Annotated in this window: 24 protein-coding genes, 1 pseudogene and 1 riboswitch; of the genes and pseudogenes, 8 read left to right on the top strand and 17 right to left on the bottom strand. The window is 62.7% G+C overall.

Translation table 11 applies throughout. The annotated features are described in order from the left end of the window. Window positions 1-358: 358 nt before the first annotated feature. Window positions 359-592, top strand: a complete 234-nt coding sequence (locus E3N94_RS10500) for a hypothetical protein (protein ID WP_134570204.1) — start codon at window positions 359-361, stop codon at window positions 590-592. 665 nt (window positions 593-1,257) lie between these two features. On the opposite strand, the gene E3N94_RS10495 is transcribed toward E3N94_RS10500, so the two are convergent. Genes E3N94_RS10495 through E3N94_RS10475 form a run of 5 tightly spaced genes read right to left on the bottom strand, consistent with a single transcriptional unit; the run spans window position 1,258 to window position 9,354 of the window. After that, window positions 1,258-2,478 carry an MFS transporter gene (locus E3N94_RS10495; RefSeq protein ID WP_104102218.1) on the bottom strand — a complete coding sequence of 407 codons (1,221 nt, stop codon included), beginning with the start codon at window positions 2,476-2,478 and terminating at the stop codon, window positions 1,258-1,260. Window positions 2,479-2,505: 27 nt separating this feature from the next. Beyond that, a complete protein-coding gene (gene narI / locus E3N94_RS10490) occupies window positions 2,506-3,261 on the bottom strand; it encodes a respiratory nitrate reductase subunit gamma (RefSeq protein WP_134570247.1) in 756 nt (251 codons plus the stop codon). After that, window positions 3,261-3,908, bottom strand: coding sequence for a nitrate reductase molybdenum cofactor assembly chaperone (narJ, locus tag E3N94_RS10485; RefSeq protein WP_104171073.1), 648 nt, complete (start codon window positions 3,906-3,908; stop codon window positions 3,261-3,263). Before narJ ends, narI begins: the two co-directional genes overlap by 1 nt. After that, window positions 3,905-5,626, bottom strand: a complete 1,722-nt coding sequence (narH, locus tag E3N94_RS10480; RefSeq protein ID WP_104101839.1) for a nitrate reductase subunit beta — start codon at window positions 5,624-5,626, stop codon at window positions 3,905-3,907. The genes narJ and narH overlap by 4 nt, the downstream gene beginning before the upstream one ends. Then, a complete protein-coding gene (locus tag E3N94_RS10475) occupies window positions 5,626-9,354 on the bottom strand; it encodes a nitrate reductase subunit alpha (RefSeq protein ID WP_104101837.1) in 3,729 nt (1,242 codons plus the stop codon). The genes narH and E3N94_RS10475 overlap by 1 nt, the downstream gene beginning before the upstream one ends. Before the next feature lie 419 nt (window positions 9,355-9,773). Here E3N94_RS10475 and E3N94_RS10470 point away from each other — a divergent pair, with 419 nt between their 5' ends. After that, window positions 9,774-10,622, top strand: a complete 849-nt coding sequence (locus tag E3N94_RS10470; protein ID WP_134570203.1) for an alpha/beta hydrolase — start codon at window positions 9,774-9,776, stop codon at window positions 10,620-10,622. Window positions 10,623-10,671: 49 nt separating this feature from the next. On the opposite strand, the gene E3N94_RS10465 is transcribed toward E3N94_RS10470, so the two are convergent. Beyond that, the gene (locus E3N94_RS10465; RefSeq protein WP_134570202.1) at window positions 10,672-11,427 is read right to left on the bottom strand and encodes a transposase; all 756 of its coding nucleotides are present in this window, start codon (window positions 11,425-11,427) and stop codon (window positions 10,672-10,674) included. 651 nt (window positions 11,428-12,078) lie between these two features. After that, window positions 12,079-12,633 (bottom strand): post-COAP-1 domain-containing protein, encoded by a 555-nt coding sequence (locus tag E3N94_RS10460; RefSeq protein ID WP_134570201.1) that lies wholly within the window; start codon window positions 12,631-12,633, stop codon window positions 12,079-12,081. Window positions 12,634-12,669: 36 nt separating this feature from the next. Between E3N94_RS10460 and E3N94_RS10455 the strand changes: the two genes are divergently transcribed. Beyond that, complete coding sequence (locus E3N94_RS10455; RefSeq protein WP_134570200.1) at window positions 12,670-13,026, top strand: TetR/AcrR family transcriptional regulator C-terminal domain-containing protein; 357 nt, start codon at window positions 12,670-12,672, stop codon at window positions 13,024-13,026. A 589-nt stretch (window positions 13,027-13,615) separates the two neighbouring features. Here E3N94_RS10455 and E3N94_RS17490 read toward each other — a convergent pair. From E3N94_RS17490 to E3N94_RS10435, 6 genes are all read right to left on the bottom strand, one after another. Beyond that, window positions 13,616-13,741, bottom strand: a complete 126-nt coding sequence (locus E3N94_RS17490; protein WP_255570936.1) for a hypothetical protein — start codon at window positions 13,739-13,741, stop codon at window positions 13,616-13,618. 38 nt (window positions 13,742-13,779) lie between these two features. After that, entirely contained in the window at window positions 13,780-14,118 is a 339-nt protein-coding gene (locus E3N94_RS10450) for a hypothetical protein (protein WP_134570199.1), read from the bottom strand. Window positions 14,119-14,148: 30 nt separating this feature from the next. Continuing rightward, window positions 14,149-14,418, bottom strand: coding sequence for a GPP34 family phosphoprotein (locus E3N94_RS10445; RefSeq protein ID WP_134570198.1), 270 nt, complete (start codon window positions 14,416-14,418; stop codon window positions 14,149-14,151). 602 nt (window positions 14,419-15,020) lie between these two features. After that, the gene (locus E3N94_RS10440) at window positions 15,021-15,368 is read right to left on the bottom strand and encodes a DDE-type integrase/transposase/recombinase (RefSeq protein ID WP_166785303.1); all 348 of its coding nucleotides are present in this window, start codon (window positions 15,366-15,368) and stop codon (window positions 15,021-15,023) included. Next, the gene (locus E3N94_RS17485) at window positions 15,347-15,481 is read right to left on the bottom strand and encodes a hypothetical protein (protein WP_255570364.1); all 135 of its coding nucleotides are present in this window, start codon (window positions 15,479-15,481) and stop codon (window positions 15,347-15,349) included. The genes E3N94_RS10440 and E3N94_RS17485 overlap by 22 nt, the downstream gene beginning before the upstream one ends. A gap of 49 nt (window positions 15,482-15,530) precedes the next feature. Then, window positions 15,531-15,746, bottom strand: coding sequence for a DUF2945 domain-containing protein (locus E3N94_RS10435; RefSeq protein WP_104101798.1), 216 nt, complete (start codon window positions 15,744-15,746; stop codon window positions 15,531-15,533). A gap of 257 nt (window positions 15,747-16,003) precedes the next feature. Here E3N94_RS10435 and E3N94_RS10425 point away from each other — a divergent pair, with 257 nt between their 5' ends. Next, window positions 16,004-17,248, top strand: a complete 1,245-nt coding sequence (locus E3N94_RS10425; protein WP_134570197.1) for an IS256 family transposase — start codon at window positions 16,004-16,006, stop codon at window positions 17,246-17,248. Window positions 17,249-18,082: 834 nt separating this feature from the next. Beyond that, window positions 18,083-18,247: pseudogene (locus E3N94_RS10420) on the top strand (recombinase family protein); the annotation flags it as partial. 74 nt (window positions 18,248-18,321) lie between these two features. Here E3N94_RS10420 and E3N94_RS10415 read toward each other — a convergent pair. The 3 genes from E3N94_RS10415 to thiM form a co-directional block, all read right to left on the bottom strand. After that, on the bottom strand, window positions 18,322-19,827 hold the full coding sequence (locus E3N94_RS10415) for a bifunctional hydroxymethylpyrimidine kinase/phosphomethylpyrimidine kinase (RefSeq protein ID WP_134343060.1): 1,506 nt from the start codon (window positions 19,825-19,827) through the stop codon (window positions 18,322-18,324). Beyond that, window positions 19,824-20,477 carry a thiamine phosphate synthase gene (gene thiE / locus E3N94_RS10410; protein ID WP_166785359.1) on the bottom strand — a complete coding sequence of 218 codons (654 nt, stop codon included), beginning with the start codon at window positions 20,475-20,477 and terminating at the stop codon, window positions 19,824-19,826. The genes E3N94_RS10415 and thiE overlap by 4 nt, the downstream gene beginning before the upstream one ends. After that, window positions 20,474-21,280 (bottom strand): hydroxyethylthiazole kinase, encoded by an 807-nt coding sequence (thiM, locus tag E3N94_RS10405; protein WP_134343061.1) that lies wholly within the window; start codon window positions 21,278-21,280, stop codon window positions 20,474-20,476. Before thiM ends, thiE begins: the two co-directional genes overlap by 4 nt. Then, a riboswitch (TPP riboswitch) is annotated at window positions 21,274-21,367 on the bottom strand. (Overlaps the previous gene by 7 nt.) A gap of 281 nt (window positions 21,368-21,648) precedes the next feature. Between thiM and E3N94_RS10400 the strand changes: the two genes are divergently transcribed. Beyond that, window positions 21,649-21,933: a hypothetical protein gene (locus E3N94_RS10400; RefSeq protein WP_134343062.1), complete on the top strand. Its 285-nt coding sequence runs from the start codon at window positions 21,649-21,651 to the stop codon at window positions 21,931-21,933. Window positions 21,934-22,673: 740 nt separating this feature from the next. Then, window positions 22,674-23,435 (top strand): hypothetical protein, encoded by a 762-nt coding sequence (locus E3N94_RS10395; protein ID WP_134343063.1) that lies wholly within the window; start codon window positions 22,674-22,676, stop codon window positions 23,433-23,435. A 129-nt stretch (window positions 23,436-23,564) separates the two neighbouring features. Here E3N94_RS10395 and E3N94_RS10390 read toward each other — a convergent pair whose 3' ends face one another. Then, complete coding sequence (locus E3N94_RS10390) at window positions 23,565-24,152, bottom strand: TetR/AcrR family transcriptional regulator (protein ID WP_134343064.1); 588 nt, start codon at window positions 24,150-24,152, stop codon at window positions 23,565-23,567. 65 nt (window positions 24,153-24,217) lie between these two features. On the opposite strand from E3N94_RS10390, the gene E3N94_RS17480 reads away from it, so the two are divergent. Beyond that, on the top strand, window positions 24,218-24,352 hold the full coding sequence (locus E3N94_RS17480; protein WP_277870680.1) for a hypothetical protein: 135 nt from the start codon (window positions 24,218-24,220) through the stop codon (window positions 24,350-24,352). Window positions 24,353-24,454: the final 102 nt, after the last annotated feature.

Below are 24,454 nucleotides of genomic sequence, written 5' to 3'. Positions count from 1 at the left end.
ATCGGAGCGAAAACATAAAAGAGTATTCTTCAGTTGAGTTTGTGCGTACAGGCCTTATATGTCAAGAGTGGCCCTGGCCCTGGTGGCCGACAACTCACAGGACACACTGTTTACTCTGGAAAGAACACGTCGAGAGTTCACTTTTGAGTAAGCAGACGAGGCCGTGAAGCTGATCATCACCACCGGCAAAACGGTCGCGACCGTCACCCGAGAGCGGAGTCGACGAGGCAACCCTGGGCCGCATGGTGACCGCGTTCAAGGCGCTCAACGAAACCCGACGGGCCGAAGTGATGGAGTCTGAAGGGGCCGAGCTGCAGCGGCTACGGCAAAAAGACGCGGATCTGAAGATGGACAGGGCGTGCTTGAAAAAAGCGTCGACCTTCTTCCACCAGGAAGCATCGAATACGAGGTCCAGGCGTATGAATCGATTGGCGTAATAGAGATCAATTTCACCATCACCCGCATGGTCCGCCTCGTCGACATCGGCCGTCCGCCATCGCCGGCGTCGATTGGGGGTGGAAATCATTTCCTGAAGAACTGTCGCCACGACCAGGAAACGCCTAACGATGGCGAGATCTGTCCGAAGAAATAGAAGACCTCCACCACCGCCACCACCCTTGGCCGAGACTTCTGTCGCGGCACCGCCGCCGGCGCCACTCCTCGATCGGGCCTGTCACACCAGTGGACTTCGAGTTGCCAGAGCTAATCGGACCTTCAAAGGTCGACCCGGGCGCTCGCTGGCAGAGCGTCATGAAGCCAGTCTCTAAGCGCCAATTACGTCGCTGCATCACAACATCGCTCGCGGACCGGATGCCCTACTTAGCTCATATCCTTCGTCATCGGTGAGGCACACCTGCTCGCCAACACCCACCTCAAAATGCTCCGCATGCTCACAAACGTCGACATGGACACCGGATCGCACATCGCGATACGCCTTATCGGGCAGCACACACTTCGGCGTCGGTGAGCTCAAACTCGCGGTGCTCCCAGCGCCAGACCGAAACATCTCCACCCGGGACAATGATCGGGATGAACGCAGCCGATACGACCGATTACATCCGCAGCACCTTGAAGCTGCCGGCCAGTCCAACCCACACTTCGCCAACGACACCATCCACGCCGTCACGCCATCTACCTCGCACCGGAAACTTCCGACAAGGCTTTAACAAACCCGGTCGACGTCACCGACGGTGACCCCGCCACCGTCAAACAACGCGACGGGCGACACCAACGAGCGGGCGTAGGTCTTTGGAAATGTCACTGAGTCGTGGTGGCAGACGGTCGGTTTTTCACAAAAAGGATCGTGAAAATCAGAGCGGCCAGAGCGGTACCAGCGAGGAGAATTAGTCCGATCGCATAGCTGTTTTCCGCAGCGTTGTAGGTGGCCCCCATCACCAGTGGCGGGAAGTATCCGCCTAACCCACCGGCAGCGCTGACGATGCCACTCACCGCCCCCACTCTGGCGGGCGGTGCGCTCCTCCCGATCCAGGCGAACACTCCCCCAGCACCGAGACCGAGTGCAGACGCCATCGCGACAAAGGTGAGGCCGGCGGGGATCTCGCCATCGGGACGGAGGTTCACCACCCAAGCGAGAACGGCCACCGCCGCCAGCGACCCGATTACCACTGGCTTCGGACCGATGCGGTCGGCAAGAATTCCGCCGATGGGGCGGAGAATAACGGCGGCAACCGCAAACCCAGCCGTTCGTGTCCCCGCGGCAGTGAGGTCGAAATCGTATATCTGGCGGAGATACGTGGGCAGGTAGGTGGAAAAAGCGACGAATCCGCCGAAGACCAGCGCATAGAGAAAACTCATCTGCCACGTCACGCTGAGCCGCGCCGCCGCGGTGAGCTTGGGAAGGAATGGATCAGTGCTGGCCGTGAATCCGGGGGCCTCTGCCATAAGTGTCCATACGCATATTGCGGTGACGAGGAGGAGCGTCGCGATGATGAGGTGAGTTGGAACGTATCCGAGCCATTCCACCAAACGTGGAGTGAAGAAGGCCGACACTGCGGTGCCGCCCATCCCTGCCCCGAAGACGCCGGTTGCAAAGCCTCGGCGGGATGGTTGGTACCACTGGCTCACGAATGGAATTCCCACGGCGAACACGGTTCCGGCTACGCCGAGCAACAGCGCTGCCACGACCAGGAAGGCAAATGCGTTGAGGGTTCCGGCAAGCGCGACGAGCAAGAGGGCGGGGACGGATGCAAGCAGTACCAGTGTGAATAGGAGGCGTCCGCCGAATCGGTCGGTGAGCACGCCCACTGGAATGCGGCCGATCGATCCGACGAGTATGGGCATCGCCACGAGTACAGACGTCTGGGCCGACGAGAGATTCATCGACTCGGTATAGCGGATGCCGAGCGGCGAGACACTCGTCCACGCCCAGAAGCACACGACGGAGGTGAGAGTCGCGAGGGTGAGGTTCACACCCTTGCTGTGGTGTGCCTTCTGCCGTGCAGTCATTTTCGAGCCCATCGGTGTGCCCATTACCCGCACCTCCGATCAGCGTTTGTCCCGGGTGCGATCCTGGGTTCCGATGGGCGCCCACCCGCGGCGCACCGGCCGAATCTGCCCGGGCTCTTGATCTCTGGACCGGTAGACGATGTAGGGCCGGAACAGGTAGTGCAGAGGTGCGGTGAAGGCGTGCACCAGCCGGGTGAAGGGCCACACGGCGAACAAAATCATGCCCACGAGGGTGTGAATGTGGAAGGAGAACGGAGCTGCGGCCATGGCCGCGATATCTGGTTGCAGAATGAAAAGCGAACGAAACCAGGGCGACACGGTTTCACGGTAGTTGTGGCCATGCTCGCCGCTGAAAACGCTAGCGAGGGTGGTCCAGAGCCCCAGGACGATCGCGGCGGTCAACACGATGTACATCATCTTGTCGTTGGTGGTCGTGGCCATGAAGACCGGCCCGGTTTTGCGGCGCCGATAGATCAGGATCACAATGCCACCGAGAGTGCAGACCCCCGCAACGCCGCCGACCAGCAGAGCGTTGAGGTGATAGAAGTCCTGGCTCATCCCGAAAAAGAGTGTCCAGGACATCGGGATCACCAGGCCGAAGAAATGCCCGGCGATGACGGCGAGGAACCCGAAATGAAATATTGGCGATCCAATGCGCAGGAGCCGGGATTCGTAGAGCTGGGACGAGCGGGTGGTCCAACCGAATTGGTCGTAACGGTAGCGCCAGATAGTTCCACTGATCAGGATCGCCACCATCACATAGGGGAGAATTCCCCAGAGCAGCACGTCCCACATCACGAGCTCGCGTTCAAAGGAAGCAGGCGCGGGTCGTACGGTTCAAGTCCGACACTTTCGGCGGGGGGGCCGACGCCGGCCATGGCTTGCACGGCCTGCCGGTCGGCGGGCGAGGGGCCTGGAAGTGTGGCGCAAATGCCGTCCATCACGGTGGCGTACGGCGACCCGTGCTCCGTGAGTGAAAGCCGGAGCATTTCGACGCTGGGCCGGTACTGGATGAGCAGGTCCCGGCCTGCTACTGGGCTGGCCACAGCCGCGAACTCGAGCACCAGCGGCAAGAAGTCGGGCAACTCACCGTGCGTATTGGTCAGATAGTCGCTCCCCCGGTACACCTGCTTGAACGCAGCCAGCACGTCGCCCCTGCGCCGGGTGTCGCCATCCGTCCAATAGGACAGGTAGAGCGGATGATGCTTACTGAGGTCGAACGTCTCAACGTAGGAGCGCTGGAGGGTGCCGATCGCGGTGTTCTCAAGGTACGCGATGACCGCGGTGAGATCAGGTGCTGCCGGGCCCTGTTCGGCCAGTGCGGACCGCATCAACTCGCACCTTCCCACGAGTTGAGCGTCCGGATACGACAGGCACCACGAGGCAGCCTGGTAGAAGACCCGCTGCGCCAGGCTATGAGCTGCAGCCCGGTCACGCCTCACAGCGCACCGCCATCCGTCGGTGGGCGCAAATCAGCCGGTGACGGCGGTGCAGCGCGCGGCTGGTCGCGTTTCTCGGAGAAAGAACCCACGGGGCTTCCGTTGCCGTCCCAGTTGAGGAGGTTTACGCGGCCCCGGAGCGACTGCTCGCCGGCGGGAGTGTCGGAAGTCTGCCGATCTTTGAGCGCGTAGAAGTTCTCCACGGCGACGGGCGTCGGTCGACCACTCGCCTCCCCGAACGGCGAGTCTTCGTACATGCCCGGCCCGCCCTCGAAATCGACCGAGCAGCCCATCTCCTCCAGGTCATGCGCCTGCTCGACGTGCGCCTTGGGGATAACGTAGCGCTCGTCGTACTTTGCGATCGCCATCAGCCTGTACATTTCATACATGTTGCCTGGCGTCATCCCCACAGCCGCGGGGATCGACGGGTCAGGTTTTTGTCCCATCGTGATGCCGCGCATGTAGGCGCGCATCGCCGCGAGTTTGCGCAAAACCTCGGTGATCTTGTCGGTGTCGCCAGCGGTAAAAAGTTCGGCGAGGTACTCGACGGGAATGCGCAGCGCGTCGATGGCGCCAAAGAGGTTGCCGTTGTCTTCGGCATCGTGGCCCTGTTCGCTCAGGAGATCGACAATGGGAGACAGCGGGGGCACGTACCAGACCATGGGCATCGTGCGATACTCCGGGTGCAGCGGTAACGCCACCTTGTACACCTTCGCGAGAGCGTACACGGGCGATTTCCGTGCGGCGTCCAGCCAATCGCTGGGAATGCCTTGGTCGAGGGCGGCAGCGGCCACTTCGGGGTCGTTCGGGTCGAGGAGCACGTCCATCTGCGATTCGTACAGGTCGGTGACATCCGTCACCGCTGCGGCGTCGGTGACGCGGTCGGCGTCATAGAGGAACAAGCCGAGATAGCGGAGGCGCCCGACACACGTTTCGGAGCAGACTGTGGGGAGGCCAATTTCCACCCGCGGATAACAGAAGGTGCACTTCTCGGCTTTGCCGGTTTTGTGGTTGAAGTAGATCTTCTTGTACGGGCAGCCGGTGATGCACTGGCGCCAGCCGCGGCACTTGTCCTGATCGACGAGCACAATGCCGTCTTCCACGCGCTTGTAGATGGCACCGGATGGACACGATGCCATGCAGGAAGGGTTGAGGCAGTGCTCACAGATCCGCGGAAGGTAGAACATAAAAGTTTGTTCAAAGGCGAACTTAATCTTGTCTTCCGACTCCCTCCGCACCTTCTCCACGATGGGGTCAAGGTGACCCATCTCAGGGGCGCCGCCGAGGTCGTCGTCCCAGTTCGCCGACCAACTGATTTTGGTGTCCTCGCCCGTGATCAAGGATTTCGGGCGGGCCACTGGGAAGTCGTCTCCCAGCGGTGCGTCGATCAGTGTTTTATAGTCATAGGTCCAGGGCTCGTAATAATCCTTCAACTCGGGCTGCACGGGGCTTGCGAAGATTCCGAAAAGCTTCTTCAGGCGTCCGCCCCCCTTCAGCACAAGTCGGCCCTTCTTGTTTAGCTGCCAACCGCCCTTCCACTGTTCCTGGTCCTCGTAGCGACGCGGGTACCCCTGCCCCGGCCGGGTTTCCACGTTGTTGAACCAGACATATTCGGTTCCGGCGCGATTCGTCCACGCCTGTTTGCAGGTCACCGAGCAGGTGTGGCACCCGATGCATTTGTCGAGGTTCATCACCATGCCCATTTGAGCCATCACGCGCATCAGTACCGCACCTCCTGGGAACGCTTTCGGATTGTGGTGACCATGTCACGCTGGTTGCCGGTAGGGCCCAGATAGTTGAAGGCGTACGACAGCTGCGCATACCCGCCAATGAGGTGGGTGGGTTTGACGAGCAGGCGGGTGGGCGAGTTGTGAATTCCGCCCCGGCGGCCCGTCGCCTCCGACTTGGGTACATCGATTGTGCGCTCTTGCGCGTGGTAGACGTAAACGACTCCCGCGGGCATCCGATGGCTGACCACGGCGCGGCACACGTACACGCCGTTGAAGTTGACACACTCGATCCAGTCATTGTCAGAGACCGAGATGGCCGCCGCATCCATGGGGCTAATCCAAGCCGTCGGTCCTCCCCTCGATAGAGACAGCATAAAAAGGTTGTCCTGATATTCTGAGTGGATCGACCACTTCGAGTGCGGAGTCAGATAGCGCACTGTGATCTCGGTGGTTCCGTTCGGGCCAAACCGAGGTTCGCCAAACAGGCGCTGCATATCCAGCGGTGGTCGGTAAATCGGGAGGGCCTCCCCGAGGTCGCGCATCCAGTCGTGGTCGAGGAAGAAGTGCATCCGGCCGGTGAGGGTGTGCCAGGGTTTCAGCCGCTCGACGTTGATCGTGAACGGGGAATACCGACGCCCACCAGTCTCCGACCCGGACCACTCAGGCGAAGTGATGACAGGGACGGGCCCCGCTTGTGTCTGCGCAAAGGTCACCCGCTTCTCTTCGGATCCCTCGGCAAGGTCGACGAGCTTCATGCCGGTCTGCTCTTCCAGTTCGCGAAACCCCTGCACGGCCAGTTCGCCATTGGTGGTGCCGGAAAAGCTCAGGATGGCCTGGGCGAACTTTGCATCGGTATCGATGGCCGGGCGGCCGTTCCCCGCGCCACCGAGCATCACCCCGTTGCTTCGGGCGAGCCGCTCGATCTCGTGCCCCATCCGATAGGTGATGTTCTTCACGGTGAAACCGCGTTCCTCCGCGAGGGGTCCAACCGTGGCTAGCTTCTCCGCGATAGCGGTGTAGTCCCGTTCGACGATCGAGAAGACAGGCATATTCTGACCGGGGACCGCCGGTATATCGGTGTTCCGCCAGTCGCGCACCACTCCACCCGGCTGCGCTATCTCCCCCGGCGTATCGTGTTGCAGCGGCACACTGACCAGGTCCCGTCGTGTGCCGAGGTGCGTCACCGCCTGCCGGGAAAACTCCTCGGCGAGCAGTCGAAACGTGTCAAAGTCGGTTTTCGCCTCCCACGGTGGGTCGATTGCGGGGCTGAAGGCGTGCACGAAGGGGTGCATGTCGGTAGAGGAAAGGTCGTGTTTTTCGTACCAAGTTGCAGCCGGAAAGACGATGTCCGACAACAGTGTGGTTGACGTCATCCGGAAATCAGCTGAGACGAGCAGGTCCAGTTTTCCTTCCGGAGCCTCGTCGTGCCATTTCACATCACGCGGTCGGGCAGCGTTCATGTGGTCGGCACCCATCACGTTGTTGTGAGTGCCGAGAAGGTTGCGCAAAAAGTACTCATTGCCCTTGGCAGATGAGCCGAAAAGGTTGGAGCGCCAGAGCACCAGGGTGCGCGGCCAATTTTCGGGAGCGTCGATATCGTCGATGGCGGGGGTCAGCCGCCTGCTTTTGAGGGCATCGGCGATCCAGGTGGGGGCGTCGGGCGCCTCCCCCGCATCCACCGCCGCTTGCGCCTCATCGGCGAGGTCAAGCGGGTTGCGGTCGAACTGAGGGTAGAACGGCATCCAACCGAGCCTGTTCGACTGCGCGATCGTGTCCGCGGTGTGCATACCGTCGAAGTGCCCATCAGCGAGAGGGGACTTGAGCGAGTCGGCCGAGTACCCATCTGAGCGCCATTGGTCGGTGTGCATGTACCAATACCCGGTACCGATCATGGTGCGCGGCGGTCGACTCCAGTCCAGAGCGTTAGCGAGAGAAATCCATCCCGTGATCGGACGGGTTTTCTCTTGGCCGACGTAATGCGCCCATCCGCCGCCGTTTCGCCCCATGCATCCGGTGAGCATCACGAGCGAGAGAACCGCACGGTAGGTGGCGTCACCGTGGAACCACTGGCAGATACCGGCCCCCATAATGATCATGGACCGCCCCTTCGATTCCTCAGCGTTGCGGGCAAATTCTCGCGCCACCCGGATGCACGCGGCGGCCGGCACGCTCGTGATCTCCTCCTGCCAGGCCGGCGTGTACGGCGTCGACGCGTCGTCGTAGTCGGTCGCCCAGTCGCCCGGCAGTCCTGGACGCCCAACCCCGTATTGAGCGAGCATCAGGTCGAACACCGTGGTTACCAGGTGCCCGGCCACTCGCCGGACGGGAACGCCGCGAGTCACGATCGACCCCTCCCCGGAGGGTGCCTCGAAGCAGGGCATCCGGATCTCAGCGGTCTCCGGGGGCTGGCCTGAGACGGACTCGTCGAGAAGGCTCAACGCCGGGTCGACACCCTCGAGGTCGAGGTTCCACTTGCCCTTACCCGCTTCACCGTACCGGTAGCCGATGGAACCATTGGGCACCACGGGAGCGCCAGTGGCTGAGTCAAGCAAGACCGTTTTAAACGCAGCATCCGGAATATGCGCCTTGTCGGGCAAGTCAGCCGCCATCAAAAATTTCGTGGGCACCAGCCCACCGCCAGCGTGCTCCTCGAGCCGGACAAGGAAGGGCAGATCTGTGTAGCGGCGCACATAGCCGCTGAAATAGGGCACCTGCCGGTCGACGAAGAATTCCTTGAGCATCACGTGCCCCATCGCCATCGCAAGCGCCGCGTCAGTGCCGGCCTGGGCGGGCAGCCACTCGTCGGCGAACTTCGTATTGTCGGCATAGTCGGGGCTGATCGCGACCACCTTTGTGCCGCGATACCGCACCTCCGCCATAAAGTGCGCGTCAGGCGTGCGCGTCACGGGAACGTTTGATCCCCACATCATCAGATAGGTGGAATCCCACCAGTCACCTGATTCAGGCACGTCTGTCTGGTCGCCGAACACCTGCGGAGAGGCCACGGGAAGGTCGGCATACCAGTCGTAAAAAGACGTCATCACCCCGCCGATGAGCTGGATGAACCGGTTACCCGCCGCGTGCGACACCATAGACATGGCCGGGATCGGGGAGAACCCGGAACACCGATCCGGACCGTACTTCTTGATCGTGTGGACGTGGGCGGCGGCGGCGATTTCGATCGCCTCCTGCCACGGAATCCGGACGAGCCCGCCCTTCCCTCGCGCTTGCTGGTAGCAACGACGTCGTTCAGGGTCGTCCACAACGTCGGCCCAAGCGAGCACGGGGTCCTGGAGACGAACCTTCGCCTCACGGTACATTTCGACGAGAACTCCACGGGCGTACGGATACCGCACCCGCGTGGGTGAGTAGGTGTACCAACTGAACGCCGCACCACGGGGGCACCCCCGCGGCTCGTACTCCGGACTGTCGGGGCCCACCGACGGGTAATCCGTCTGCTGCGACTCCCAAGTGATAATGCCGTCCCGAACGTAAACCTTCCACGAACACGACCCCGTGCAGTTCACCCCGTGGGTGGAACGCACCACCTTGTCATGGCTCCACCGGTCGCGGTAGAACACATCGCCCTTGCGCCCGCCTTCACGGAACACTGCGCGCCCATCATCTGTTTGGTCCCACCGAGTGAAAAAACGGCCTAGCGCCAACATGGTGTCCGACGCTTTTCCGTCCAAACCGGCAGGCACTGGAGCAGCTGCCATGGGGAGATCCTATATATCGCCCTTGCAGTCCGCTAGTGGTGCCCGTGAACGCGGATGGTCAACACCTAACACGAGACTGTCATCCTGGGAAACAGGGTTGAACCGGGTTTCCCAAAAACACCTCACTTCTTAATCCAGGACGCCATGGATAGTAGAGCTAAGTGTTCGCACTGACGTCGGTTGAGAAGACGTACTTCAGCAGCGTCCGCAAGGAAGTGCGCCGTGCGTGGAGGGCTGCGGCTCGCCAGGCAATTCGTTTCGGCGTCCGACGGTTTTAAGCTGCCCCTTCCGCGGAGCGGTGATGGTGACACGGTTTGCCTCTGTGCTCATCAGCTCAGCGTTCTCCCAGCGAACCCCTATTGTCTCTATTGCACATTTCGATTGCCTCCAACGAACCGCCCCGAGTAAGAGGAGAGACCATGCCCTTCATCACCGCCCCGGATCACAACGGTCCCGACGTCGAACTGCACTACGAAGACGTCGGAGCCGGTAAGCCCGTCGTACTGATCCACGGTTGGCCCCTGAGTAGTAGGTCCTGGGAGGGGCAGGTACCCGCAATGGTCGAGGCCGGCTACCGGGTCATCACTTTTGACCGTCGCGGGTTCGGCCAGTCGTCACAGCCTTGGGATGGGTACGACTACAACACGTTCGCCGCCGACCTGAAGGCCGTGATCGATACCCTCGATCTGCGGGAGGTCACCCTCGTCGGATTCTCGATGGGCGGTGGAGAGCTCGCTCGATACGTCAGTACCTATGGCACCGCCCGCATCGCCAAGCTCGTCTTCGCCAGCGCCGTGCCGCCTTACCTCTGGAAATCGGATGACAACCCTGACGGGGGCGTCGACGCCGATTTGGCTCAATGGTTCCACGACGGCTTGACCGGAGACCGGCCGGCGTTCCTGCACGAATTTTTGCAGATGTTCTTCACCGCCGGCAAGCCGTCCCCGGTCAACACTCCAAAGGTTAGCTCCGAGCAGATTGCCTATAATCTCGACATCGCTCAACTGGCATCGCCGAAGGGGACGCTCGACTGCGTAACCGCATTCTCCACTACCGACTTCCGCGACGACCTTACGAAAATCACGGTGCCGACTCTGGTCATCCACGGTGACTCCGACACCATCGTGCCATTCGAGGTGAGTGGCAAACGTACTCACGGGGCCATTGCCGGCAGCAAACTCGTCGTTATCGCAGACGCCCCGCACGGGGTCACCGTTTCGCACAAGGACGAATGGAACCAGCACGTACTCGCATTCCTCGCGAAATAGCCAACCGCGTAAGGACTCGCCGACGGGGTTACGTACCCTCTAAGCAGGATTATTTCGCCTTGTGATAGGTCGTAGCCATGCATGAATAGCCCGACACTAAAGTCTTGTCCCGGGCTTTCTTATCCGCGTCCTTCCGAGCCAGAGCGGCCGCGTCGGCCTCCAATGCAGCGCGCGCCTCGGCAAGTTTCACCAGGCGGGACTCCCGCCGCGCGAGCTCCGGCGGCAACTCATCGCCGCGTTTGTCTTTCCCGAACCGCGCATTCTCGGCATCGCCGATCGCGTCCGCGTCAGCCAGCAGCGCGGAGACTTCAGCGGCGAGGACCTTCTGCTTCTCTGTCAACCGACCGTGACTCATCGCCTTGCGCAGGGACGCGTTCGCGCACACCTTCGTGCCGTCCAACGCGACCTGCCCGAGCGACACCATCCCGGCAGTGCGGCCGAGTTCCAACGCCTGCAAAAACACGTTCCCCAAGCTGGAGAGGTGGCGTTTCCGGAACTGGGCAATGGAACGAAAATCTGGGGCCTGCTGCGCGGCCAACCAGCGAAACGCGACCATATCCACGCGGACCCGTGCCAGCTCCCGCGATGACCGGATCCCGACGCAATACCCGTAGAGCAGGACACGCACCATCAGCCGGGGGTAATACGGCGGCTGTCCCTTCGACTTTGCATACGACGCGTAAACCTTCGTCAGGTCGAGCTGGGTTTCGACGATATCCGCGATGAAGGGAGAGAGGTGATTCTGCGGCAACCACTCAACCAGCGATGTGGCACCAACATCACCGCCGCCGGCTCGAACACTCAAAACCGTATATTTACATTAGCGCCAGCCTCAACACCGTCATCCACGACCAGGTCAACATGCTCAAGCTTCGTCGCGGGAAACAGACCATCCGAATCGCTCACAAGTAGTTTTCCAGACCCCATACCAAAGCCCGGGAACGCGACCGGCGTTTTAAACACTGCTACGACTGGCCCACGCTCCTAAGGCTTGTCGCTGACCCCGTTGCCGAGTCCGGGGACTCCCCCGCGTCACCCCGACTGCTCGCCGAACTGAAGGTTTCCGTGTTGCCTTCCAAGGATGCCCAGACCGGGTCCGCGCGGACAAGGCGTACCCGTGCCGGGTCATCTGCACCCAACTATGCAACCGCAGCATCCCTCGCGGTCACCAAGCCCGCCGACCAGATTGGACACGCGTTGTGCCGAGGATCCCGCGGCAGGCGCCCGCCACGATTGGACAGCGATTATTGCGCCACCCCTGTGGCGCTGCGCGCGCTTCCCGTATAGGTCACCGCGGTGGCGTTGGTCGTCTCTACGCTTCGGTCAGACGGTGTCGGCGCAGAACCGCCCATGTTCCGCGTCGCTGGCCGCGCTGAGCCCGCAGTCAGAGCCATTGCCGTTATACCCGCGCAGAGGTTGTGCGGCCAGCACCCAGCTGGCCGCACAACTCCTCGGTTCAGTGGATGGTGATGTTGCCGCCCCTGAGGGCCACCGGCGTCGAACCCGTGGTGAAGACCACGGTACCGGAGGGGTTCTTGATCACGACCTTGATCGTGTCGCCCTTCTTCCCCCCTGAGGCCCCGTTGTCCACGACCGACACCTGGAAGGTGTAGCCCGCGGTGCCGTTCCACTTCCCGCCGCCGGTCCACGTCGCCGTGTTCCCTGAGACGACCATGCTGATCGCGGTGTTGCCGTGGAACTTGGCCTTGTCGGCCTTGGCGCGCAACTGGAACTGTCCCTTGAAGCCGGTGGCTTCGGGGATCACGTTGAACCCGAATGACGTACGGCCCATCGAGATGGATGTCCAACCGCCACCGGTCACCTTGGCCCCGGTGGTCTGGACGGTGACCAGCGTGTCGGCAGCAGTCGCAGATCCCAGGTAGTAGTCGTTGCCAGCGAACTCGGCCTTGACCGCGTACACGCCCGAGGCGACCGGCACGGTGATGCTGGCCACTCCACTGGCGTTGGTCGTCGCGGAGAACGTCTGCGTCACCATGTTCGAATCGGGCACGGTAAAGACGACCGTCTTGTTCGACAGGTCACCGAGATGCGAATCGTCATGACACCGAGGCTGCTCCGCCTACGACGCCTAGTGATCGGAGAGGTCAGCCGCTTCCCCGAACTAGCCCGGGCCCTATTCGAAAACGGTCCCCAACGATCGATCCAATCGATGGCCATCGTCATCTCCAAGCTCGTACAGCGCGGACTCCTGAGCGCACCGAGCCCAGCAGTAGCAGCCACGACCTTGAATTGGCTGGTACTCGCCGCGCTGGTCAACAAAGCCATGCTTTTGGGCGACGAGGCCCTCCCGACGACCACCGCAATGAGGGCCCATGCAGCGGAGGCCACGCGCGTATTTCTCACCGCCTACGCCAGCGATTCCGGTCTCGACGATCTGCGCTGAGACTGACGAGGAAGACTGGGAACACGCACGACCGGCCACAATGCGCCAACGCGATACCGCCGCTTAGCTTTGCGACTCACACACTTGTTCGGGGGTCTGTCGGACTGGTCTCCCGGCTGCTAGACAAAACCCGTATGGATGGGCGCCTGGGCGAATTGACGTGGGGCAACATGGGGCATGGTCTAGAGACTGGAACCCGCCGGGATATTGGGACGCACCGAGGGCCGCCACATCGTCGATGAGCAGCTCGTCGAGGATGTCAGCGCGGGTGTGGGTGGCGCCCTTCCGTGGGTTCGCGCCGACGCTCCCGATCATGGCTTGGATGACGTCGCCGCCCTCTTCATTGACCTTCGCGATCCGCCCAGCGTCCGGCGGTATAGGCCGCGCCGACACCTGCAAATACCTCTCCCGCGGGCGGAAGGGCGAACGAACCGATGCTCGTGATCGTTCCCGCGACACCATCGGCGAGAGCCCACCTGTCGTCTGAGCTGACGTCGCCGTCCAACATCCCGTTGACGCCGGTAGCCATGTTGAGAACGCCCACACCGACCCCGAGAACCGAGAACACCGAAGCCCTTGCCGATCCGCGCTATCCCGGCGAGATGCTGAACAGATACTGCAGCTCGTGCACCCAGAAACCGATGTCATCCACATTCGGGGACGCCGGCGTCGCGGGTAACGAAGACGTGGGGGTCATCGTTTCTGTATCGGTCATGTTCATCCTCTCCCGTGGAAAGTCGTACGGTCACGCATTCATTGCGATGTGGACATATGGCGGACGCCGCGAAGTATCGACGAGATGACGTCCCTCGTCGCTGGCGGGTACCAGTCCCCGGCGATGATCGACAGCAGACCCGTCTCTCCACGGTACGTGCCGTTGTTACGCAGCAGGTCGATGACCGCCCCGATTCGGGGATCCGACACCGTTGCTGGCAGGGTCCGCGCCCGCGCCAGAACGGACTTGCGCTCGAGGAACACAGACTCGTCAGCGATCTCGAGTCGATCACGTCCGGTCGGATAGCCGCCGGTTTCGCGTACGACCCCGCGCTCGACGAGTGCCACATAGAGGTGGGGCACCACGGCGACAGTCACCGGCTGAAGCACCTTGTAGGCGAATGGGGGTCATCGCCGAGCAGATACCGCTGCAAGGGCGTCATCCAACATGGCGGACCCGGTCGGCGAGTCGTCGACGACCACGAGGCGGGCGTTGTCAGCGGGCTCGGTTAGAAATCCGGCCTTCGGGTCTGTCAGGATGCGTCCTTCGAGCGCGAGTTCGATCAAAGCGCCGGCGCCCGGCATGATCTGGTCGGGTTCGAGCTGTCCCGGCCTCTGCTGGAGCATCAGCTGGACGTCTTCGGCGATGCTCGGCATCGACGTGGTGGCGTCTGTCATGGTCCTATTCTTTCAGGCCGACGGGGCAAGGTCACCATGGCCACGCATCCTCGACGAAGTCGCCTACTGCTTCGGCGCCATCAGAGACGGCATTTCCGACGTCCGATGCGACATCGGATACGACCCCCGCCGTCGCCTGTCCGAAGTCGCCGATCTTGTCGATCTCCCGATTTGCCGAATCGGGGAGGAGTCCCCAGCGGGAATGTCGCTGCTCAAGGTCGATGAGCTGCTGACTCTTTCTCCGACGGACGGCCGAGGCTCATGGTTTGGCCCGGCGCCGGTAGATCGTGGGGCCCGTGTCTCCGAACTCCTGGAGGGAGTTCGATAGATCGAGGAGGTTCTCCAGCGACAGGCTGAGCCGGTCGAGTTTTTGTCACGACGAGCGGATCGCCGGTCCGGTTCGCTGAGCGAGCGCCTTGTGGCCTTGCCCACGGTTAGTGGATACGGGGTTACGCAGCTTTAGCGAAGACCGCGTTCTGGTTTGAGTATTGCAGTTCGAAGTCGACGGGGCTGATCTGGCCGAGGGATGTGTGCCGGCGGCGCCGGTTGTAGCGGTCTTCGATCCAGGCGCCGACTTCCCGGGATACCTTGTTGTTGCTGGGCTAGACGCGTCGGTGGTAGAACTCGGTCTGGAGCGTGGCGAAGAAACTTTCCGCCATCGCGTTATCCCAGCAGACCCCGGTGTAGCCCATCGACCGGGTGATGCGGTGCGCTTTAGCGAACGCGGTGATCTGCGCTGACGCGTATTTGGTGCCGCAATCGGAAAGAAAGATCACCTGCTCGGGCCGCTCACCGCAGAGCGCCATGGCCATGACCAGGGCGTCCTGGATGAGGTCGGTTCGCATGTGGTCGGCGATGGCCCAGCCGATCACGCGGCGCGAGTGCGCGTCGATCACGGTGGCTAAATACAGCCACCCTTCCCAGGTCCTCAGGTGGGTGATATCGCCCACCAGACCTGGTTCAGAGCCCCGGTATCCCACTGCCGTTTGACGGCGTCGACCGGATAGGCGTCCTCGGTTTGGCTGACCGTGGTGGTGCGCCAGCGTTTGGGGCTGATGCTCACCAACCCAGGCGGCGCATGGTGCTGGCCACGGTCGCGCGCTGAGTTGCCCCTAACGTGGCGACAGCTTGCGAAGGGCACCGGCCTTATGCGCGGCTTCGGCATCCGTTTTCTCAGATTTCACGATAAATGCAGGGTCATCTTTCGAGGCGTGGAACGTTTTGCCCGCGAAGTCAAAATCGCTCGTCTTCTTCTCGATTACCTCCCCCTGAGTTCGCCCCTGAGACGTCGCCCAACTGACCCGGTCGCCTGTGCTGAAGTCTGTCATCCTTGAAGCATACGGACGGAGACGGACCTGGGCTAGAGGGGTGGGCTGAGTGTCATGTTCCTGTCTGTTCTAAGGAATGATCGTGCCCGCGTAATTCGTTTTCCACGCTTGATTTGCCACGCGCTCGTGACGGCCCTGGGTTACGTCCCCGTGAGTGGTGTGGTTTCCCGCTCTTGAGTGTTGCTTCGTCAACGTGAAGAGCCACCGTGGGATGGTCAGTGAGTACCGATCAAAGAACTCACAAAGGACACCACACGATGGCTCTAGACCAGTCTGCCCTGCTCGACCTGCTGGGAGAACTCAAACTCACCGATGTCACCGACCGAATCCGCGTCGCGACCGAAACTCTCTACCAAGAACTGATCGATGCGGAGGCGACCGCGTTCATCCGTGCCGCCCCGTTCGAGCGCTCGGGCGACCGCATCACCTACCGCAACGGCACCCGGCCGCGGACGTTGACGACGACGGCCGGGGGCCTCGATCTGAAGATCCCGAAGCTGCGCGCCGGCTCCTTCTTCCCCGCGCTGCTGGAGCGCCGCCGTCGGGTCGACCAGGCGTTGTTCGCTGTCGTGATGGAGGCTTATGTCCACGGTGTATCGACCCGGAAGGTCGACGACCTGGTCAAGGCCCTCGGAGCTGACACCGGGATCTCGAAGTCGGAAGTGTCCCGGATCTGCGCGGGCCTGGACGCTGAGGTGGCCGAGTTTCGCGACCGCACCCTCTCCGCGCAGGACTTCCCGTACGTGTTCCTCGACGCGACCTACTGCAAGGCCCGCGTCGGGCACCGGATCGTGTCCCAGGCCATTGTCGTCGCGGTCGGCGTGGCTGCCGACGGGCGCCGGGAAGTCCTCGGCTTCGACGTTGGTGACAGCGAGAACGAGGGCTTTTGGACCAGCTTCCTTCGGTCGTTGAAGACCCGCGGCCTCGACGGGGTCAAGCTGGTTATGTCTGACGCTCACACCGGCCTGAAGAAGGCCATCGGGACCGTGTTCCAGGGCGCCGGCTGGCAGCGCTGCCGGGTTCACTTTATGCGCAACGTCCTCGCCGTGATCCCGAAAGGATCCCAGGACATGGTCGCCTCGATCATCCGCACCATCTTCGCCCAGCCCGACCGTGAGCACATCGAGAAACAGTTGCGCGAGGTGACCACGATGCTCTCCCGCTCGCACCCGAAGGTCGCCGCGATGCTCGTCGACGCGCAACCCGACCTCCTCGCCTTCGCCGGCTTCCCGAGGCGGCACTGGCGCCAGATCTGGTCCACGAACCCGCTCGAACGGGTCAACAAGGAGATCAAACGCCGCACCGACGTCGTCGGCGTGTTCCCCAACGCGGCAGCCCTGCTGCGCCTGGCCGGGTCGGTGTTGATCGAGCAGCACGACGAGTGGGAAGCCGGCGAACGCCGCTACTTCTCCGAGGCCTCGATGCTCGAGCTGGCCGTCATGAACAACCCCATTGAGGTCCTCGACGAGGCGGTGATCCTCCCCGAACTCGCCGCCGCCTAAACTAGAACCACTGACCTGCATGGTGTTGAGAAATTCCACCACTCAGCGGGACGTGACCGAGCAGGATGCCTTGGCGCCCCTGCCAACGATCCAAGACGATGCCGACCCCCGAGAGCTGTGGGTTGAGTTGACTGGACTATCAGTGGGCCGCCTGTTACCGGAACAGATCCACTGCCGCACCTCTCGTCACCGTTTTGACACGAAGCGTGCTGGAGCAGGCACTCCAAATAGAGGACTGAAGCTTGCGTCTGAAACACGCACAGCGCAGAACGCACAGCTGTGCAGGCGTTCGTCGTTCCGATGTCTGCGCCTCTCTCTACGCTTGAGATTGCCGAACCTCGCGGCGAAACGAAGGCAAAGGAGCCTGATATGCGCGTACTTTGATACCACTCCACGAATGCAACCGATCCCGACGTGCACCACACTCACGACAACTGCCCCAGCGGACAGCAGATCCCCGCCTATAACAAGCGGCCCGGCACCAACAACTGGCCACTATGTGAGCACTGCGCCGGCATGTGATCGAAAGGGGAGGTATCTCAACTACCTCCCCCCGAGATCCCTGCAGGGATCTCGGCGCCGAGCCGCCAGCACTTCGCCTCCCGCCTGTCCGCTCGCTGGGCCCGACCTTGCGCGACGCTCCGCAGTACCGAGGCCAGACGTGTGCCACGGGAAGTCTCAGAAAAGTACAGTTTTCCAAGACACCAAGCGAGCCTGGATCTTGCTCGTCACTTCCCGTTAAATCTCGGGGTGCCTGAACGTCTCAGAAAGTCATCTCATCACAATTCATATCTCACCGTTCTGGTTGGGGTTTTTCGAGGCAGAGTGGGGCGTATGAGATTGCTCCGCTACACCCGCATCAACACTTCGAGCCAGGACGCTCAACTCCAGCTGGATGCGCTTATCGCCGCCGGGGTGCAGAAGCGAGATGTGTTCGCCGATGTCACGTCTGGGAGTAAGACCGCGATTGAGCGGCCGGGGATGAAGAAGCTGCTCGAGCCCAACACCCTCACATAACTACACGATCAAGGGATACGAAGAAAGTAACGGGGCGAACGGAGGAACCTGCACTCCTACCGGGGGTTGGTCAGGGGCGCGGCGAAGAATTCTCGCTCGTGCGCGGCCGAGGCGCGGAACGCCTGAGCCATGCGGCGCCGGGCCGGTTCAGCCGCTGCTGCGGCGGCGGCGGTAACAAACTTGATCGCACGTGCGGTGGAAGCGGCGAACTCCTCATCCGCGTAGGTGTCCAGCCAGCTGCGGTACGGATGCGCGTCGTGCGAGAGCGGATACAGCCGCGTGCCGACATCCTGGTACATCCAGAAGCACGGCAGCAGCGCCGCGGCGAGGACGCCGTAGTCGCCGCTCGCGCCAGCGGTCGACAGGTGGTTGAGGTAGGCCGTTGTCGTATCGCTGGGCTGCACGCCGGTCAGGGTCTCCTCGGCGATCCAGCTGGAGTGCAGGTCGAGTTCGGCGGCAATCGCGCCGTGCGCGCTGGCCGCCCAGAACGCCTGCTCGGTGGCGGTCGGGGCGAGCCGGCTCGCGACGGCCAGCATCCGGGCGTAGTCGCGCAGGTACAGGGCATCCTGGGCGAGGTACCAGATGAAGGCGTCCCGGTTCAGGGATCCGTCCCCGAGCGCTCGGATAAACGGCAGCTCGTCGGTGTCGGTGCGGATGTCACGGATGTCGTGCCACCATTCCTCGGCGACCTGGGCCGGGCTGGGGCTGGTGTGCAGGCCGCCGCGCTGCCACAGGCCGGCAAAATGCTGGATCGGTCCGTGGCCAGAGCCAACCTGCAGGTCGCCAGAGTGGGCGATGCTCTCGCTCAACCATAGTTTCGCCTCGGCTACCGCGTCCCCCCAATCTGCCAGGCTCGGCCCTACCGTGCCGGCCCGAGCCGCTACCCGGGTCGCGACAGCGGAGGAGAAAGAACACCCGGTTCCGTGGGTGTTCGGGGTGTCGATCCGCAGCCCGGGAAACTCCCGCACGGTGTGGGCGCCGACGAGGGCGTCTGGTACGAGGTCACCGGCGAGGTGTCCGCCCTTGGCCAGCACGAGGACCCCGTACGTCTCGGCGACGTGCTGCGCCTGGCGCAGCACCGCCGACCAGCTCGTCGCCACGGGAGAACCGACAAGGATGGCCAGCTCCGGGATGTTGGGCGTCACCAGGTGCACGACGCTCAGCAGGTCGCGCAGAGCCTCCTCAGCATCCTCGGTTAGCAGGCGGTCGCCGCTAGTGGCGATCATCACCGGGTCGAGCACTACGAGCCCAGGCTTCACTTGGCCGAGCCACCCGCTCACGGTGCGGGTGACGTTCACGTCGGCCAGCATCCCGATCTTGACGGCATCGATGTCGACGTCGTCGCTCACGGCGTGCAGCTGCTCGCGCAGGAAGGAGACCGGCGGCACGTGCACCGAGCGCACACCGTGGGTGTTCTGCGCGACCAGTGCGGTCACCACGGCCATACCGTAGCCCCCGTTCGCCGCAATGCTTTTGAGGTCGGCCTGAATGCCCGCTCCGCCGGTCGGGTCGGTACCAGCAATGCTCAGCACGCGGGCAATGCGGGGGGATGCGCCGGTCATGCCGTCACGCCCCACGCGGCTCGCAACTCGCGGGCCGCCTGCTCCGGATGCGGTGCCGCACAAATCGCCGACACCACGGCGACGCCCGCCGCTCCGCACTCACGGAGGGCGGCCAGGTCGCGCAGGCCGACCCCGCCGATGGCCACGCTCGGCAGCGTGCTGACCCCGACCAGGCGTGCGAACTCGGCCAGCCCCAGGGCAGGGGGCGCGTCACTCTTGGTGCGTGTGGCGTGCAGTGCGCCAATGCCGACGTAGTCGATCAGGGCAGGATCCTCGGCCGCGCGGCGCAGCTGGGCATCCGTCGATGCGCTGAGCCCGATCACCGCGTCACCCCCGATGAGGTCGCGCACCGCGCCGACGGGCAGGTCGGATTGCCCGACGTGCACCCCGATCAGCCGGCGCCCGGCGGCACGGGCGGCCAGGAACACGTCGACCCTGTCGTTCACGATCAGCGCCACGGTGTCGGGCAGCACATCCGCGATGCGCAGCACGGTGTCGAGGAACTCCCGCCCGGCGGTCTCCTTCTCACGCACCTGCACGGCGCTCACGCCTCCGGCAACGGCGTGCCGCACCACGTCCACGATGCTGCGCCCGGCCGCCGCGGCCTGCCCCGAGTCTGTCACCAGGTACAGCGACAGGTCGAGGATCATCGGAGCACCGCCCGGCGTGCGATGTCCTGCGCGTTGACGGTGGCTAGGGCGTCCACAAAGGCGACAGCGAAGCTGCCCGGACCGGCGGCGGACTCTGCCGCGAGCTCGGCCGCGACGGTGTACACCGTGGCCGCGGCCACCGTGGTGAAGAACCTGTCGGCGTCGACCGTGGCGAACGCGGCCATGACCGCGCCGAGGGCGCAGCCCCCGCCGGTGACGCGGGTGAGCAACGGATGCCCGTTGTCGATGTGCACCAACTCACGGCCATCCGTGATGATGTCGACCGGCCCGGAGACGGCGATCACCCCACCGGTCATCCCGGCCAGCGCGTGCGCCGCGGCCAGGGCGGCATCCACCTCGTCGGATGAATCCACCCCGCGGCCGCCAGATCCGGCGCCCGCCAACGCGATTATCTCCGACGCGTTTCCGCGCACCACCGTGGGTCGCAGGTCGCGAAGGGCGAAGGCCAGCGGCGTGCGCACCGGCAGGAAACCGACGGCAACGGGGTCGAGCACCCACGGTGTTCCAGCATCGTTCGCGGCTGTGACGGCCTCGACCATCGCGTCGCGTTGTTCGGCGGTGGGCGTGCCGAGATTGACGAGCAGCCCAGATGCGATCCGCGCGAACGCGCCCGCCTCGCCCGGAATGTCGACCATCGCGGGCGCCGCACCGAGCGACAGCAGCACGTTAGCGGTGAAGTTCACCACGACGCTATTGGTGAGGCACTGCACGAGGGGCGGGCGGGACCGCACCTCGTCAAGCGCTGAACAGGTGAATGAAATAAGTTCTTCTGGCGTGCGCATTTGCGCGACATCCCTTCGCTAGTACTAACTAGATCAGGTTCAACGGGTGTTATCTCAGCTCCAGATGGAGCACCCCGTGTCACTTGGCTTATGGCCCAGCGTATCGCAGCGTCTTCGTTCTAATTCATGGTTGGACGCGGCCAGTATCTTGGCGACTGGCCGACGGAACGAGGTCATTGCGCGAGCGCTCCAAGAGCTGGCCGAGCGTCTCGTATTCCATGGGCGGCGGATTCATCGTTAGTTGCGAGACACCGAGAATTAGATGGCTGATGCTGACCGGGGACGCGCCAGGACGGCGCACCTTGGTCTCAGAAGCTTCCCTACGGTCGGCCAGCCAGGATCGTGGCTACCTCGCTGTTGGCCTTGAAGTGAGCAAGCGCATCAGCAGAGAGCAACCGGATGATGTGGATAATTCGGCGGCGTTCGCTTTCAGAACCGTTGAGGATGTTCTCGTGGTGAGCCACTCTGTTTCGGAAATCTCGCAGCGCGGCCAATGCGTCATTGAGCGGGTTTCTGTCGGTACTTGGTGGGAAGGCTTTGTGGAGATGAGGAACCCAGATGGTTTTCTCGTGAGCGTCCACGAAGAGGTAGGTCCAGAAGCCAAACATGAGTTCGGCGACGACCTTGCCGGGTATTGGCGGCGTGTGTGGTGACGTCGCTGCGTTGATCCGCGCCCGCTCGACGTTGCCTCGGGCGATCTTGTTTGTGACTTTAGCGCGCTGTGGCGGCGTTCTGTGATCGCTATTTGGCGCATTTAGCTATATGCCCGCGTCGCTTCGGAGCAGGTGTCAGTGTCTTGTATCCCATAGGTTTCGACGCGCGGAGATCGCAAGAGAGAAACAGCTAAGTGCATCCGCTGTGGTGACGTTCACGTTGAACATGTGGGACAGTCACTCGGCTGCCAGGGCAATCTGGCAGCATCCGATGAAGGTGACGGGTTCGGTGCTTCTTCCCGTCAGTGGGCAGAGCCTCAGCCAGGAAGAAATATTCACCGAGATCGCGAAAGCAGAGGAGGCACAAGGTTTCGTCCGAAGCGATCGAGCATTAGGCACCGACATTTACACCGGCGATAGTCTGCAACTACACATCCGCGGCACCAGCGAGGGCGTCTCCATCAGCGCAACGTCGGCCTGCAGCGGGCTACCCCAGCTGCCAGACATACAGCCACGACGCGGTTTCAGGTGCGTCGAGGAATAGGCTCCACGTTATGGCGTCGCAAATTGGAGTCACCCTCATGGTTCTTCGCGACCTAGGCGCGTCGTCGTATGGGCACCGCACGCGACCACGATTGCCCGGCTTGAGGCCATCCTTTCTCATGACGGCAACTCCCCGCCTCGTTGGCCTCATGGCGGTCAGCGCGCTAACCCTAACCGGATGCTCACAGCCGACATCGTTGACGACCGGGTCAGCCTCCACGGACGACGCCACCCCGGAGGTCGTCGCGCAAGTGCGGGCGGCCGACCTCGCGCGCGATATCGGCGGGGAGAGACCCGACGACATCGACGGCTGGGCGCGCGCTGCAGTCGCTCAAGCCATTAGCGACAGCGCGGACATCGAGCTGGTCGGCGTCGACACCCGGCAGTCGACCGACCTAAGCGAACCGTTCGGCAGCCTCGACTTCCGGGTTTTCGTGCCAGGGCTCAAGAACGCGTCCACGGGCGCACCTGGCCCCTTTTGCTTCCGAATCGAGTTCGACTACTACGGCAAGGTCGGCACATGGGAATCGTCTGACGGCATCGACCCGATCGGTTGCCCACCGGATGCCGCCATCGTGACGCCTCGCGTCGACGACAGCATCGTCCCTGTCGTGTCGGACACCGCGCGCGAGGTGGCATCGGCGGTGCTTCTCGCGCGAGTGCAGACTGGTTCGCCGGCGACGGTAGACGCGATCATCGGCGCGATTTCCGCGCAACTCACCACTCCGACCGGCGAGTTCGAGGTCGTCGCTCCGCCGCGGGTCGTCGTCCAGGTGAGCAGCGCCGGAGATCGGGTCGGCGTCGCGTTCGGTTCCGCCGAAGATTGCGTCCTGATCAAGAGCGAGAACGGGACGGTCGACGACGTCTACCCACCCCCGGTGACGCTGCAGCCAGGTGAATTAGGCTGCACGCCCGAGACGGCACTCACTGACCCTGACCAATTGGGATCGCCGCACTGACGTGAGAGTCAGCCACGCCGAGACCATAAGCTCTTCCCCGTAAGACGGTCCTCTTGCGGAACTCCGCACGGATCCGTGGATTGCCCGGCCGCATGCACCGATCGCAGGTGACTCCGCACTAGGTGCTGGTCAGCGGTTTCTGATGATGCGTGCAAGCTCTTTCTCGAGGATGACGGTTGCCCAGGTGCTGTCGTTTCCGGGTGGTTCCATGAGTAGGTGAATGGCAAGGCCATCGAGAACGGCGTGCAAATGGCGCGCTCGTTCTACCAGTTCAGGGCCGCTGGGCCTGCAGGCCAACTTTTCGGCCAGTCGGAGGCAGCCGTTCCCCAGTTCTTCGTAAGCGCGATTTCTGATGGAAACAAGTTGCGGCAACGCAGGGCTTTCCGCAATCAGCGCGATATTAACCTCGAGTTCCGCGCGACTATCAGCGGTAAGAGGCAAGAAGTTTTTCAGGACCTCCAGCGCGTACTCCGCTGGGTTCGAGCCTTCACGAATAGCGAGAACGCGGTCGGTGGCGCGCTGCACCATGAGCTCGGCGGAGAACTGCAGGAGTTCAGCGCGGGTGGGGAAAACATGACGCAGGGAGCCGACCACCACGCCAGCCTGCTCGGCAACTGTGCGCACCGATACCGCGCTGATTCCTTGGTCGAGGATGATCTGCCACACCGCTTGAGCGAGCTGTACCTTGCGTGCGTCCCGGTCGATCGTTCTCGCCATAAATTGATATTAGCACGGGCGTGCTAGTTTGTTTTCAGGGCCTAGACGCATCGACTGGGGGATTTATGATCATTGCCATCATCGTCGCCTCCGAAATTGGCTTCTGGGTTTTGATCGCATTGGGTCTCGTCGCCCGATATATGCTGCGTCTGAAAAGGACCGGACTGACCTTGCTGGCGATGACTGTTAACGCCAACTGAAAACAGGGCCAGAAACGCCGGGCGAGTTCTAGGTCTCGTCGCAACACTCCACCAAGATTTGGAGTGTGAAGATGGCCAGACGTGGGCGCAAGAGAAACCTCA

The sequence above is a fragment of the Cryobacterium sp. Sr3 genome, from assembly GCF_004402835.1.
Lineage (GTDB): Bacteria > Actinomycetota > Actinomycetes > Actinomycetales > Microbacteriaceae > Cryobacterium > Cryobacterium sandaracinum.
This window is presented reverse-complemented; position numbering and strand designations above follow the sequence as displayed.